Raw genomic sequence first — 15,254 nt, forward strand, 5'->3', positions numbered from 1 at the left:
GAGACTACTTAAGCTCGGAAGGCCGCTCAGCAACCTTGATGTCGCCCTTAACAATCTTCTGCTTGTATTCTTGGACCTTGGCCCAGGCCTTAGCACTCATATTCCCACGAGTCAGACGAACACCGTTATCCTTCAGACCGTAAACCTTAGTCTTGCCACCAGGGAACTTGTCCTTCATTGCAGCATCGGCAAGATTCTGAACAGCAATGTCAACACCCTTGACGGTAGAGGTCAAAGTGAGGTTGCCACCCTTGTACTTACCTTCAGCGGTCTGGTCACGGTCAACACCGATGACCCAAACCTTCTTGGACTTGATGGCGTTCTTAGCAGCGGAGAAGACACCGGCACCAGTACCACCGGCAGCCTGGTAGATAACGTCTTCGTTGTTGTTGAACATTGCCTGTGCAAGTGCCTGCCCAACGTCTGGCTTGGAGAAGCTGTCGGCATACTTAACGTCAACCTTGATGTTCTTGTTGACGGCCGCAACACCCTGCCTGAAGCCGGCTTCAAAACGGTCGATAACCTGGCCGTGCACACCACCAACGAAACCAACCTTGTTGGTCTTCGTTGTTTCAGCAGCTGCAACCCCAGCTAGGAAAGCAGATTCGTTGTCGCGGAACGTTGCGCTGGCAACATTAGGCGCCGCGATCACGTCATCAATGATGATGAAGTTGGTCTTAGGATTCTGCTTAGCCGCAGTCTTGATGGTCTTTTCAAGTTTGTAACCAGAACCAATGATGGTCTTGTACTTAGCCTGGATCATCTTGTTAACGTTTGGCGTGAAGTCAGCATCAGAATTACTCTGTGCGTAGTTGTAACCACCAACACCCTTAACTAGGTTGTGCTTCTTGCCCCACTTCTGAAGTCCTTCCCATTCAGACTGGTTGAAGCTCTTGTCATCAATCCCACCGCCATCAGTAACGAGCGCAACTGAGTGAGCTTTGTCAGTCTTCCCAGAAGTACTAGACTTGCTGTTACCACAGTCACCAAGTACAAGTGTCAACGCCGCAACGGCCGCTACCGTTGCTACCTTCGAAGTGAATTTCACTGCTATGTCCTCCTCATTTGGGGTTGTCCCCGATTGGCTTAAATTTACCACGGAAACGGCACCAAAGCAAGAACAATCCTACTTACAAAAGATAACAATGTTCGGATATTATTTACAAGTAAAGTGATAGCTAATAATGAGCAGGTAAATGATATTTGCCCCCTTTGGTAGCGGCTTTATGAGAATTTTATCTAATTTTTTAATTTAAGTCTCTACTAGATATTGTGGTCAAATCAGCGAAACCTGTCTAGACCGCCCCTAGATATGGGTGACATCTTTAAGCTCACCACCATGATTGGAAAACCATCTGTAAACCCTGAGCAAGGTGCAATAGGGCCACATTTGCGTGCAATTGCAAAAATGCCATTTCAGCAATAGTTCGTATTTTGCAAAATATTTTTCCTTGCACCAGCTTCGAGCCCGCATACTAGCTGCATCTTCTTGCACAAATTGCGAACGATTTTTGCATTTCTGTATCAATCGCACAGAGATGGTTCAAACAGTCCCCTTGTGAATTAACTTCAGATTAGCCGTTTTCAGAATTAGTGGCTGCAATCAGTGCCAAAATGAAAATAGGCCCAACGACTACCACCGGCACGCTATTTCGAGTGCGACTAGCATATTTGTGAGTAATTAGTTGTAAACTTTGGTATAATTTTCTGAAACCATTAACTCTTTGGAGGAGAAATTTTGCGTGAAACAATGCACAACAAGCCGCCTTGTGGGCAATGAAAACTAATTTTTCGTTGCTGAACAAGAGAGGATAAATAAGCATGGCTGATTCAAAACAAAATAAGCAATACATTCCGTGGATGGTCGTCGGCCTCATGGACTTCGTGACCGTCATCGGTTTCGACGACATCATCTATAACTTCCAGAACCAAGGTTTAGTTGCGGTCTTCAGCTGGGTCCTGATGACCTTCCTGTACGTCATCCCCTACAACCTAATTGTTGCCCACATGGGTTCCCAGTTCGACAAGCGCGGCGGCGGGGTCACCTCCTGGATGCGCGCAACAAACGGTGACCGGGTCGGTTACTTTGCCTCCTGGTTCTACTGGATCACCGGCCTACCATACGTAGTTGATGTCGCCAACTCAGTAGTCATCTCCCTCGGCTGGATTCTCAGCGGGAACGGTGACATTCAGTCACACCTCGGGAACGCATGGTTCGGGCTGACTACCGCCTTTATTTTTGTTGCCTTCATCTGGCTGCAGCACTTCTTCAAGAACAAGTCCCTCGAAATCATGAGTACCCTCGGTGGGGGTGCGATGTTTATCATGACCGTGCTCTTTGTCATCATGACTTTTGCCGGCCTCGCCCATGGTAACCCGATTGCAACGCACCCCTTCAACTTCGGTAGCTTCCTTCCGAAAAAAATCGACATGCACTTCCTCGCCGCGTTCGGGCTCTTCGTCTTCGCGATGAACGGCTCCGAACTGGCCGCGCCATATACTAAGGACATGAAGCACCCGTCCCGTGATTTTCCTAAGGCCCTCAAAATGATCGCCGTCATGACCATGTTCCTGACGCTGTTCGGGACCTTCTCCCTGGGGGTTTACTTTAACGCCCACCACCTGCCGAATGACCTGAAGATGAACGGTTCCTACTACGCCTTCCAGGCAATCGGCCGGCAATACGGCATGGGTAACACCCTGATGTACGTCTTCGCCGTCGTGCAGGGGGTCTACATGCTCGCCCAACTGGCTGTCATTTTGGACGCTTCGACCCGAATCTTCCTGGGTGACGTGGCCAAGCGCTACATGCCGCGCCAGCTGACCAAAATCACGCAAGAAGGTCTGCCGATCAACGGTTACTGGCTGACCACCATCCTCTGTGCCGCCATCATGGCACTGGCCGGGATGCTGCCGCAGATCAACGATATCTTTAACTGGCTGCTGAACTTGAACGGAATTGTTTCCCCAGCCAGCACCCTATTCCTCTTCTGGGCCTACATCATGGTCCGCAAGCACAACGATAAGTTCAAGGGCGGCAATTACGTCTACCTGAAACACCGCTGGGCCGGTCTAACGGTCGGTTGGTGGATGTTCGGCATCACCGCCGTTCTGGCCATCCTCGGCTTCTTCCCCGTTGACGCCAGCCTCGGGACGACCAAGTGGACCATGGAAATCTTCATGAACATCGGGGTCACCGCCATGATGATCATCCTCGGTTTCTTGATGCCATGGATTGCTAGTCGCCAGCGCGAAAGCAGTAACGGTCTGGCCTTCAACAAGCCAACCTGGTACTTCTTCACCGCCATCACCGAAGTCTTCCTGCTCGTCCTCGTTACCTGGGGCCTGCACAACTCCATCGTGCCCGCATCCATGGGTGTTGGCCGCTGGATCATCATCATTGTCGTTGATACGATTATCGCCGCCATCGTCTGGGGCGCAACCCGCAACGGCCGCCAGCAAATTCTCGAGGAATACTAATCACCCGGGAAATACTTCTGGTCTAAAAATGAATAGCGTCCGGGCTGCCATCACCACTGATGGTTGTCCGGACGCTATTTGTTTACGCTGATTGAACTAAGGCGTTCTAGGCGCGCCGCCGGTAAACGAGAATACTCAAGCCCATAAACACCACGGTAATCAGCACGCCGCTTACCAGCGTTAGGGTAGCAGCAACGCCCCAATTACCAGTGGTCAGAATCGACCTGATCGCGGTGACTGCAAAGCTAACGGGGTTAATTGCAACGACCTTCTGTAAAAAAAGTGGCAGGGTCTTCGTTGGCACGAACGCGTTCGAAAGGAAGGTCAGCACCAAGATAATGATCATCGACAGGCTGCCGATGAGCTCGGCATTTTTGACCAGCAAACCAACGAGGGCAAAAATCCAGGCAGCTGACCAGCCAATGAATAGCGCCAGCAGCAGCGCTACGCCCAACATTGGCAGGCTAACTGTTGGCCGCCAGCCCATGAGCGTTGCGGTCACTAATGCCATCATCCCCGACAACAGTAACCGGAGCACATCCCCAAATAATTGCCCAGCAAGCGACACAATCGATGCAATTGGCAGTGTCTTGAAGCGGTCAAAGACACCACCGTTAATATCCTCGCGCAATTGTTGTCCGGAACCCGAAGCGGCATTCAAAATACTTTGAATCAGGATTCCCGGTACCAAAATTGGCAGGTAGGCGTGCACGCTGCCCGCAATCGCGCCGCCAAATAGAAAGCCAAACAGTAAGGTGAAAATCACCGGTTCCATAATGACATCACTAAAATTATCCGGATTGTGCAGTGTCTTGAGCAAGTTGCGGTACGTCATGGTGCAGATATTGCTAATAACGTTGTTCTGAGTTGTGGCTACTTTCATGAATGAATCCCCTCCTAATTTTTGCCGACCGTCATTTTCAAGAAGACATCATCCAGTGATGGGGTTTCAAGCGCAAACTGATTGACCGCTATGTCAGCAGTCTGCAGTTGGTCCAAAATCCGTGCGGTTGCCGGCACGTGGTCAGCGGTTAATAGCACGGTCAGCTTACGCGCATCTGCGTGCACTGGCAGCTGCAAAGCCCCCTGGACGATGACCTGCGCTTCAGCAAGCTGCCGCGGCTCAGAAAGTTCGATCCGCAATTGCATCCCGCCAACGCGCCGCTCGAGCTCGGCCGGTGTCCCCAGCGCAACTAACTTACCGTGGTCGATCAAGGCGATGCGGTCGGCTAATTGTTCCGCCTCTTCGAGATACTGGGTCGTCAGTAAAACTGTTGTTCCGTTAGCGACCAATTTTCGAATTGCCTGCCACATTTGCGTGCGGGTCCGCGGATCCAAGCCAGTAGTGGGTTCATCCAAGAACAAAACGGCGGGCTTGCTGATCAAACTCGCCGCCAAGTCCAAGCGCCGCCGCATGCCGCCCGAAAAGGTAGCAAGGGCCTGATCTGCCGAGTTGACCAAGTCGAAATCCGTTAACAATTCACTAGCCCGGTCCCGGGCATCCTGACGGTTCAGACCATTCAAGCGTCCGAAAATCATTAAGTTTTCCCGCGCGCTCAGATCCTGATCAATTGTCGCCGTTTGACCCGTGACGCTAAATTGTGTCCTGGCTAAGCGCCCTTGCGTCCTGGTGTCAAAACCGTTCACGGTAATTTTGCCCGCATCTTGCTTCGATAATGTTGTCATCATTTTGATAATGGTGGTCTTGCCAGCTCCGTTTGGTCCCAGCAAGCCGAATATCTCGCCGCGCTTAATATCGAAAGACACATCCTTAACCGCTAGTTGGTCCCCGAAGCACTTCTGTAAATTCCGCACTTGAATAATTTTATTGTCACTCATAATTAGCCTCCACTATTTAATCAGGTTACCTGACTAAATTATAATAAGGGTCCCTGATTAATTTGTCAACTGCCATATTCAGGATTGTTGTATACTGGAGAAAACGACGGATAAGGTGATAGTAGTGGCAAATGAAGTCAAAGCGGAAATCGCGGCCGGCAAGTTGGCGGAGTACGAACAACTGAGCAAAATCTACGACGACATCGTTAAGAATGCCCGCCCGCGGCTGACAGTTGAGGGCCAAGGCAAAATCCTGCTGGCATTATCCGACGAGGACCACCTCTCCCAAAAGGAGCTGGCCACGCGTCTGGGTATGTCGCCCCAGTCAACGAGTGAGTTTGTCACCAAGTTACTGAAGCGGAAGCTAGTGACGCTCAGCAAATCGGCCGAGGACCGCCGCGTGAACATCGTCAATCTGACCCCAGCTGGCAGTGCGGAAATCGCCACCGCCACCCAAGAGGTGCCCCCATTCGTGCGCGTGCTTTCTGATGACGAGCTGGAACAGCTAGCAAACCTGCTGACCAAGATCACCACGGCGATGTACCAGGACATTGATTCCGCGAACCCAACGCTTGGGGTTAAGTTCCACAAGCTATTCGCAAGCCGCTACCTCAAACAATTCAAGCAGCAGCAATAACCGCAGTCACTAAGACAAGCCGGAACTAGGCCACACATTATGTCCTCAATCCCGCCTGTGTTATAATGGATACATCTGATAGGAACGGAGGAATGATGGTCATGCGCTTACGCTCACGCAACGCCAATGCAATTGAATAGCATTAACTGTGCGCTGTCAGCGATCACGTGCCATCTTCTAAGAGCACCGGGGGCTACACGTAGCCTCTTTTTGTTTACGCAAAATTTGCGCGGACACAGCGCACCGCTCAGTCATAAACATGTATGGAGGAATTGCGATGCCTGAAACATATGTACAAATTAACGCGTTAATTACCGGTATTACCAAGCGCCAAGAGAATTTTGATTACACCATGACCGAACTCAATGAACTTGCCAAGGCTGGTGGTTACAACATCGTCGGCAAGGTCACCCAGAAGGCGGACTTCCCGGCCGGTGCTACCTACTTCGGTAAGGGTAAGGTTGAAGAAATCAAGGAAACCGCCCGCATGCAGGATGCCACCGTCGTGATTGTTAACGACGAGCTGACCCCAAGCCAGCTGCGCAACCTGGAAAAGGCCATGGGCGTACGCGTCGTCGACCGCACCCAGCTGATTCTGGACATCTTCGGTGACCGCGCCCGCTCGAAACAGGCCAAAATGCAGGTCGAAATCGCCCAGCTGCGTTACTCCCTGCCCCGGCTGCGCAACCGCAGTGCCGGCTTAGACCAGCAAGGCGGCGGGAGCGCTTCTGGTGGTGGTGCTGCCCTGGCCAACCGTGGTTCTGGTGAAACCAAGCTGGAAATGGACAAGCGAGTCCTGTCCAAGCGCATCAGTCACCTGAAGCACGACCTTGAAGACGTGGAGGCCAGCGAGCAAACCCGCAGCGCCCTGCGTTCCGAAAGTGATATCCCCACCGTTGCCCTAGTTGGCTACACCAACGCCGGCAAGTCCACGACCATGAACGGCCTTTTGCAGCTCTACGCTGAAAAGCCCGACGAAAAACAGGTCTTCGAAAAGGACATGCTCTTCGCCACCCTCGACACCTCCGTGCGCCGCATCGAACTGCCGGGCAACCGCCAGTTCCTGCTCAGCGACACGGTCGGCTTCGTCGGCAAGCTGCCTACCAAGCTGATTGACTCCTTCAAGGCCACCCTGGCCGAAGCGAAGAACGCCGACCTGCTAATTCAGGTCGTTGACTACGCCGACCCGCACTACCGTGAAATGATGAAGGTCACCGAGGACACCCTGAAGGATATCGGCATCACCGATATCCCGATGATCATCGGCTTCAACAAGGCGGACATGCGCGAAGACAACACGCACTACCCTGAAGAATCTGGCGACCAGCTGGTTTACTCCGCGCGCGATCACGATTCCCTGCGCAAACTGGCCGACATGATCGAAGCCCGCATCTTTGCGGACTCCGTGACTGCTACGTACATGGTTCCGTTCACAGATGGGTCTGTTGTTAACTCAATCAACAGCATCGCCAAAGTCGAGAAGACCGACTACACCGAAGATGGCACCCTCATTGAGGCTACGATGAGCAAGGCCAACGCGGACAAGTTCGTGAAGTACGTGCAAGAATAAAAATTAACAACTGCTGGTTTTAAAACCACCACAAAGGGCGGCGAGTTTACACGACTCGCCGCCCTTTTCTTATACTCTATTTTCATTTTTTAGTTCGCAGCGTCACTAATAAACTGAATCCGCGTTGGCTGCTTTCCGCCAGTGTAAACCGTCTGTGTCGCAACCACCTGCTCCTTAGTATCGAAACCAGCCGCAGTTCCGCCGTTCGGGAAGATGAAGCCCGCCGCAGAGCTCTGAATATCCACGCGCAGCTTGTGACCAGCCGGCAGTTGGTAAGACGTCTTCTGCGTTTTGAGTGTGAACGCGTAGATTTTACCCGGAACCAATAACTCCGGGTTCCGTAATGAGTCGCGGAACTTGGCGTTCATGCAGCCCTCAACGATGGAAACCGACTTGCCATCCGGAGTCACGTCCAAAATGCGCACGTCCCAATCGCAATCAACTGCGGAGGAACTGGCGAACAGATCCAGCTGCACCTGGCCAACGATACGCAGCGGCGTGACCAGTGCTGCGCTGGTAAAACTGACCACATCCGGTCGCTGCTCTACCTGCGCGTAATCAGCTGGAAATTCAAACTCGTTGTTAGTCACGGAAATCAGCTTGGGAACGGGATTCTGCGGATCATGTTGATACTGCAGCTGCCCCGCAACTTGCGGTGCTTTTGGCTGCAGGCCATTCGTCTGCACATCCAGATAGAACTGCCGCGTCGTGCCGGCCGGCGGGAAAGTCTCCGCCGTGTGCCAAGCATTCTCGCCCACCGTGTAGTACTCAACCGGCGCACCAGTATTCACCCCGTTGTCGACTCCATTCAAAAAGTGATCAAACCACTGTTGGTGCAGCAAATCGATGTCGTGACGTAACGCATTGCTGCCTAGCTGCGTTGGCCCGAGGTCATACTCCGTGTTGCCGCCGTGCAGCCACGGACCGAGGATGATGCGCCGCTGCCCCCGCGGATAATCATTGGTAGCAGCAATGGCCTCGGTCGTGCCGATACCGTCATCGTCGTACCAGCCACTCTGAATCAGTGCGGGTACGGTGATGTTGGCCCGGCGCGCGTACCAGTCGCCTTGTTCGATGAAGTCATCGTAGCGGTTGTGCTGCATGAACTTGGTGAAGCCAGGAATCTCGTGCCCCAGTCCCACGACCGGCATTCGCCACAGCGGCCGCACTTGCATCAACTGGTCCCAGTCGTCGCGGTCGGTTAGGCTTTTGTCGAAATGCCGAGTGTCCGTTGCAAAGGACCAGGCGGCTTGGGCCATAAATGGCGCGCCCGTGCGGTAATAAGTATCGGTGAACGGGCCACCCGCAGTCACCATGCTGACGATTGCGGCTAGGTGCTGATTACCGCTTGCGGCGGCCGCCCACTGCACGTAGCCACCGTACGAGCCGCCAGACATTCCCACCTTACCATTGCTCCACGACTGCGCGGCGATCCAGTTCAGTGTGTCGTCCCCGTCGTCCTGTTCATGCACCATCGGCACCCATTCGCCCGCGGAATCACCGCGACCCCGGACGTCCTCAAGGAGGACCGCAAAGCCGCGCGCAACGTAATGTTGGTACTGCGGAATGTAAGTCTCCTTGCCGTATGGGGTCCGTTCCATGATGGTACTGAAGGGACCAGCACCCGCGGGCAGTAACAAGGTCGCAGATAATTCCACATCATCACGCATCGGCACGCGCACAGTCTGCACCGGGCCAAATGGCTGCCGCTGCAGGTTGTAGCCGGCATCACGCCAGGCTTGCAGCGCCGTGTACTGCTCATACCCCGGTTGCACGAACACGGTCACAAGGTTGCGCTGCGCCGTTTGAAAGCCGACAATTTTGCCGCCCACCTTGATCAGATCCAAGGCGAACTTACGCCCCCGGTTGACCCAGTAATGCGCATCCTTGCGCTCATATTCGTAGCCGAAGTCGGTGATGAAACGCTTGCCCTGACTGCGGCCCGCAAAACGGTCTTGCTGCCACCACGCCAAAACTTGGTGGATGTCAAAGCAACTGTAGCCACTCAATGCCTGACTCGCGGTTGCATCAAAGGACTGGTAATTCGGGGCGTCCAGCCACCGGTACTCTTGACCAGTGGAGCTAACCCGGAAGCGCCCGAACTCAAGTCCACTCTGGTAGAAAATAAACTCCGTCATCACTGCCTCCTAAGGCTCGACCCTAAAGCGCGTGTCTTTGTAGAAACTGATCGCAGACGGGTAGTCCCCACCAGTCAGGATCTCCTGGTGCGCAACGACCCCATCCAGGCTGTTCGCCCCCGCCGCGGTGTTGCTGTTCGGAAATACGAGGTTCGCAGCGGCACTGCAAAAATCTAAGCGCAGGCGGTGGCCGACTTCGAGCATGTAAGAAGTCTTTTGCGTTTCCAAGTCATATTCGTAAATCTGCCCCGGCGTCAGTAATTCCTTGTTGCGCCAATTGCTGCGAGCCTTGGCGTTCAGCATCCCGTCCACAATACTCAGTGACTTACCGTCAGGCGTCACGTCCGTCAGCCGCACGACCCAGTCTGTGTCCACGGCCGAGCTGCGCGCAAAGAAGTGAACCTTGAACCAGCCGGTGATGGTCAGCGGCGTGGTCAATGGTTCCGTTGTGAAGCTGACTACATCTGACCCCGCCTCAACCTGCGCGTAATCATTCGGAAAGGCAAACTCGTTGCTGGAAACATCAACGAGCTGTGGCGTTGGCTGCGCCGGGTCATAGTCATACTTCTGGCTAGCAGCAGCGGGCACCGTCTGCTTAAAGCTCTGGTCCTGCGCATCCAGGAACCACTGCGTCCGCCCGTTAGCGTCCTCAAAATGGTCTGCAGTGTGCCAGCGGCCGTCGTTCATCGTGTAATACTCAACTGGGTCCTCAGCCGTGATGCCATTGTCGAGGTCGTTCAGGAAGTGGTCGAACCAGCGCATGTGCTGCAGGTCCATGTCGTGGCGAACCGCGGCCGGACTCAGGTGAATGTCGCCGAGGTCGTACTGCGCATTACCACCGTGCAGCCAAGGTCCGAGCACAATTTTGCGTTGGCCCTTCTGGTAGTCCGCGGTCACGCGCATCGCCTCGGTGGTGCCGACCGCGTCATCGTCGTACCAACCGCTCTGGATGAATGCCGGCACGGTAATTTTGTCGGTAAAATTCTGCCAGTCAAAGTCCGCGAGATAATCATCGTACTGCTGGTGTTGCAGCAATTCCGTGTACCCCGGAATGTCGTGACCGAGCGCGGCCTCCGGAATCTTGCTCAGCGGCCGCACCTTGAGCAGCTCGTCCCAATCATCGCGCACCATGCGCTGCGGTGTGAACTCGCGCGAAGAAACCGCGAAGAACCACGCCGCCAGTCCCGCCATCGGCATCCCCTTGCGGTACAAAATGTCCGTGAAGGGCCCGCCAGCGGTCACCATGCTGACGATGGCCTTGAGGTGCGGATTGCCACTAGCCGCGGCCGCCCACTGCACGTAACCATCGTATGAGCCGCCAATCATGCCCACGCGGCCGTTACTCCAGGGCTGCTGGGCAATCCAGTTCAAAGTGTCGGCACCGTCGTCGCGTTCGTGCTTCATCGGCACCCACTCGCCTTCAGAACCAGAGCGGCCGCGCACATCCTGCAACACGACTGCGTAGCCGCGCTGCACGAAACGCTGCATGCCCGGAATGAGCCGGCGTCGGTCATACGGCGTCCGCTCCATAACGATGCTAAAGGGTCCGTCAGTATCCGCCGGCAAAATTACCGTTGTACCCAGCATGACGCCATCGCGCATCGGCACCTGGACGTTCAGCGGGGCGCTGATCGGCCACGGTGCGTGCACCATTTTGGCCGCGCGCCACTGCCGAATGACAGTATTGTCCTCATAACCAGCAACAACGAGCACCACGGTCACACTTGAGGTGGTGAGCTGGAAGCCCACGACCTGCGCACCGGCAACGACAATGTCCAGCGCGGGGCGGGCATTGCGATTGATCCAGTAGAACTCGCTCACTTGCTCGTATTCCTTGCCCCACGGCGTCGTGAACTTACCAGCATCAGCACTGACTCGCACATCCGCCCACTGCCGGAGTGTGGTCAGGGGGTTGAAGTGCATCTGCGCGGCCCATTTTTGTGCCCCCTGTGCATCAAGCTCCGTAAAAGCACCAGTTCCGGCCGGGCGCTGCTGGAGGTCCTGCCCATTTTGCGTGAATTCTGCCAGCTGCATTCCACTAATATATAAGCGCCATTTTGTCATGATTTATGTATCCCGCCAACGCGGGTATCCCCCTTCGTCACATGTTACAAATCACACTCAATACCCAGTCCGGGCGCATCCGTCAGCGTGTAGGTCCCGCCATCCTGCGTGAAGCCGCCACGCAGCCAGCTTGGTTCCTTGAAGTCCATGAACGCATCCAAATCGGCGTAACGGGCGTTGCGGTGGGCGGCCACAAAATGCACCGCGGCGGTCAAACTGATCCGCGTTTCGACCATGCAGCCGAGCATGACCGGCGCACCTGCCGCCTCCGCGACCGCATTAATCTGCTGGGCGCCATACAAGCCGCTCGATTTTTGCAGCTTGATGTTCACGATGTCCGCACCTTCAGCCGCGAGCAACTTGTAGGCGTCAAAAGCGTTGTGGACACTCTCGTCTGCCATCACCGGTTGCTCAACATGGGCGCGGACAAAGGGCAGCCCATCACCACGCTCGGCGGACAGCGGCTGTTCCACCGCACTGACCATGTCGCTAAACTGCCGCATAAGGCGAATGGTCTGCTTCGGCGTCCAGGCCTGGTTCGCGTCAATGCGCAGCTCAACGTCTGGGCCCACCGCCTGCCGAATCGCCCGCACTACTTCCACGTCATGGCGGTCATCAAGCCCCACCTTGACCTTGAGAATCTTAAATCCGGCGGCGACGTACTTTTTAGCCTCCGCAACCATCTTGTCCGTGCTGTCGATGCCGAGCGTGTAGTCACTTTCAATGGAGTTGCTACTGCCACCCAGCAACTTGTACAGAGGGAGCCCGGCCTGCTTACCAAGAATGTCGTAGCAGGCGATATCAATGCCGGCCTTGGCCGCGGTGTGGCCCAGAATCACCTGGTCCATGCGCGCGTGGATGTCTTCAATGCTGCACGGATCAGCCCCCTTCAACTTCTCCGCAAACAGCTGGAGCACTGGTAACTCGGTAGCGATACTCTCCGCAGTGACGGGTTCAAATGGCGCTGCCTCCCCATAGCCGACGATACCGCTGTCCGTTGTCACCTTCACAATAATTGTCTCCAGTTCCTGCAGGGTGGCAAAGGACACCGTGAAGGGCTTCTTAAGTGTCACTGCTTGTTTGAAGGTCTCAATCTTTGTGATTTGCATATGTATTTTCCCCACTTTCTAATTAATCTATTATTATCTTAATTCCGGTATCATTTCAAGCTGATTCGCAAAATTTAACCATGACCGCACAAAAAGACCCGGACCGCGTGCCTACTGCATTTCCAGTCGGCACCCGTATCCGGGTCGTTGTGCATCTTTAGTTTTATTTTGCCGGTTCGGCCGGGCGACTGAAGTAGAATCCTTGTGCCTGGTCAACATCAAACTTCTTCGCCAGTTGTAAGTCGGCGAAGCTTTCGATTCCCTCAAATGTGAAGGAAGTGTTGTGCTTCTTGGCCAGGTTGCTCCACTTAGCGATGTTGTCTTCCAGCCCATCCATGAGGCCGAGCGCGCGCATGTTCTCGAGCGCAAACTTGATTCCGTCAACGTACGGAATCAGCTGCTCAACCAAGTCGTAATCGTCGATATCAGAACCAACGTCATCGATTGCAATCTTGATACCACCAGCATGGTACTGAGCACCAATCGTCTGGACCTGCTCCAAGGTTGGTGCGGCGGTCAGTTCAACGGTCAACTGCTCCAAATCTGGCTGAGTAGCGACGAAATCAACCAACTGGGTGGCCGTGTTGACATCTGCAAACTGAGCCGGGGTGAGGTTAATGTTCACGTTCTTCACGGTCAGGCGCTTGAGGGCCCGCTTCAGCAGTTTGATCTGCATTTTGACAGTGATTTCAAAATTGTCTGGCAGGCGCCACTCATTGCGCTCGGCATCCCACATACGCAGTAACAATTCGTGCCGAATCACTTGCTGGGTGTCAATCTGCACGATTGCCTGTGAAAAATACGTATACGATATCAAACTTGTTTCCCCCTAATGATTTGCCCCGTGTCAAAACAAAAACCGCGTGCAATCTGCACGCGGTCTCTGCATATTCATACACATTTTACACGTTGTCAGGGCATTTGCAAGAAAAGTTTCATTAAATGTTGAACTTATGCGAACAGGCCGCCACGACTAGTGCTGTGGGTCGTACTACCGTTGATTGAAGCTTCAACGTCCGTGTTCAAGCCTGATTGCGGTGCCTGCCGCTGTGGATCGTTGAACAAACCACGGAAGTGACCGTTGCCAAGTGAGTTGGACCCACCGGCAATCCGCTCATCTGGGTTGACAGCCGTGTTCACGATTGTTGCTGCGCTCTGCTTCTGACCAGAACCAATTGCGACTTGCAAGTCAGCAGTCAACGCGGCTGGACTGGCAGTGATATCCGCGGTGGTTGCCGCATTCTCATCAGCCGTTGCCGCCGCAGCTGCTGCTGCTGTAGCCGCCTGGGCTGTAGCCGGCTGAATTGCATCAGCAAGCGCGTTCTGAGTCAGTTGTGAAGCCATCTGGCTACCAAGCGAACCATTAGTTGTCGCCGCGGTTGAATCTGCTGCGGAACTTGTGGATGCGCCCTGATCAGTCGGAACACTCGCAGGCTGAACAGGAATCTGGCTAGCTGGCGTTGCGGTGATACTTACTGCTGGCGTGATTCCCGGCACTACTGGCGCTGTGGTTGGCGTCGTGGTAGTCGCTACTGGTGCACTAGGAACGGCTGTGCCTGTGTTGTTACCACCGTCCGTTGGTGTAGTTGTCGGGGTACCTGCGCCTACTGGAGTGCCTGTTGGATCACCAGTTGTGGAGCCAGTGCCTGTTGGATTACCAGTTGTGGAGCCAGTGCCTGTTGGGTTGCCGGTTGTAGAACCAGTGCCTGTTGGGTTACCAGTTGTGGAGCCAGTGCCTGTTGGGTTGCCAGTTGTGGAGCCAGTGCCTGTTGGGTTGCCGGTTGTAGAACCAGTGCCTGTTGGATTGCCACTGCCGCCACCGTTTACGCTGGTGTTGTAGTAATTGTCTGGCGTTGTGGAAACTCCGCCATCGACCGCGCTCTTGTTCTCGTAGTAGTTGTCTGGCGTCGTGGAAACTCCGCCATCAACTGCGCTCTTGTTCTCGTAGTAGTTGTCTGGCGTTGTGGAAACTCCGCCATCGACTGCGCTCTTGTTCTCGTAGTAGTTGTCTGGCGTCGTGGAAACTCCGCCATCGACTGCGCTCTTGTTCTCGTAGTAGTTGTCTGGCGTCGTGGAAACTCCGCCATCGACTGCGGTCTTGTTCTCGTAGTAATCTTTCTGGTCTACTGAAGCAGAATCAGGGGTCGCAGATTTATTTTCATAGTAATCAGATGGAGTTACTGATACTGCATCTCCAGATTCAGAAATCGTCTTGCTGGACTGTGGTGCGCCAAGCTCGCTAGTAATCCCGGTCTTGTCGTAGAAATCATCACGACTTACTGATACCGCGTCGCCACTCTCAGCCTTATCAGCCTGAGGAGCACCAAGTTCGCTAGTGACCCCGGTCTTGTCGTAGAAATCATCACGACTTACTGATACCGCGTCGCCACTCTCAGCCTTATCAGCCTGAGGAGCGC

General features: G+C 54.3%; 11 protein-coding genes. 3 read left to right on the forward strand and 8 right to left on the reverse strand.

The features are described 5' to 3' along the window. Positions 1–4: 4 nt before the first annotated feature. A complete protein-coding gene (locus GN107_RS10275; protein ID WP_155287778.1) occupies positions 5–1,048 on the reverse strand; it encodes a BMP family lipoprotein in 1,044 nt (347 codons plus the stop codon). A gap of 773 nt (positions 1,049–1,821) precedes the next feature. Here GN107_RS10275 and GN107_RS10280 point away from each other — a divergent pair. Next, positions 1,822–3,480, forward strand: coding sequence for an APC family permease (locus tag GN107_RS10280; protein WP_155287779.1), 1,659 nt, complete (start codon positions 1,822–1,824; stop codon positions 3,478–3,480). Between the two features lie 106 nt (positions 3,481–3,586). Here the strand turns inward: GN107_RS10280 and GN107_RS10285 are convergent, their stop codons facing one another. Both GN107_RS10285 and GN107_RS10290 read right to left on the reverse strand, forming a co-directional pair. Continuing rightward, positions 3,587–4,363, reverse strand: a complete 777-nt coding sequence (locus GN107_RS10285) for an ABC transporter permease (RefSeq protein ID WP_155287780.1) — start codon at positions 4,361–4,363, stop codon at positions 3,587–3,589. Between the two features lie 14 nt (positions 4,364–4,377). Then, a complete protein-coding gene (locus GN107_RS10290) occupies positions 4,378–5,319 on the reverse strand; it encodes an ATP-binding cassette domain-containing protein (protein ID WP_155287781.1) in 942 nt (313 codons plus the stop codon). Positions 5,320–5,443: 124 nt separating this feature from the next. On the opposite strand from GN107_RS10290, the gene GN107_RS10295 reads away from it, so the two are divergent. Beyond that, the gene (locus GN107_RS10295; RefSeq protein ID WP_155287782.1) at positions 5,444–5,956 is read left to right on the forward strand and encodes a MarR family winged helix-turn-helix transcriptional regulator; all 513 of its coding nucleotides are present in this window, start codon (positions 5,444–5,446) and stop codon (positions 5,954–5,956) included. Positions 5,957–6,233: 277 nt separating this feature from the next. Next, on the forward strand, positions 6,234–7,526 hold the full coding sequence (gene hflX, locus GN107_RS10300) for a GTPase HflX (protein ID WP_155287783.1): 1,293 nt from the start codon (positions 6,234–6,236) through the stop codon (positions 7,524–7,526). A gap of 89 nt (positions 7,527–7,615) precedes the next feature. Here the strand turns inward: hflX and GN107_RS10305 are convergent, their stop codons facing one another. From GN107_RS10305 to GN107_RS11325, 5 genes are all read right to left on the reverse strand, one after another. Then, positions 7,616–9,664 carry a CocE/NonD family hydrolase gene (locus tag GN107_RS10305; RefSeq protein WP_155287784.1) on the reverse strand — a complete coding sequence of 683 codons (2,049 nt, stop codon included), beginning with the start codon at positions 9,662–9,664 and terminating at the stop codon, positions 7,616–7,618. Positions 9,665–9,673: 9 nt separating this feature from the next. Next, positions 9,674–11,728, reverse strand: coding sequence for a CocE/NonD family hydrolase (locus GN107_RS10310; protein WP_155287785.1), 2,055 nt, complete (start codon positions 11,726–11,728; stop codon positions 9,674–9,676). Positions 11,729–11,772: 44 nt separating this feature from the next. Continuing rightward, on the reverse strand, positions 11,773–12,837 hold the full coding sequence (locus GN107_RS10315) for a mandelate racemase/muconate lactonizing enzyme family protein (protein ID WP_155287786.1): 1,065 nt from the start codon (positions 12,835–12,837) through the stop codon (positions 11,773–11,775). A 163-nt stretch (positions 12,838–13,000) separates the two neighbouring features. Further along, positions 13,001–13,654 carry an EAL domain-containing protein gene (locus GN107_RS10320; protein WP_155287787.1) on the reverse strand — a complete coding sequence of 218 codons (654 nt, stop codon included), beginning with the start codon at positions 13,652–13,654 and terminating at the stop codon, positions 13,001–13,003. Between the two features lie 134 nt (positions 13,655–13,788). Then, positions 13,789–15,254: hypothetical protein (locus tag GN107_RS11325; RefSeq protein ID WP_196246640.1), on the reverse strand; the 1,466-nt coding region annotated here is incomplete at its 5' end.

The organism is Lacticaseibacillus zhaodongensis (genome assembly GCF_009687905.1).
Classification (GTDB): domain Bacteria; phylum Bacillota; class Bacilli; order Lactobacillales; family Lactobacillaceae; genus Lacticaseibacillus; species Lacticaseibacillus zhaodongensis.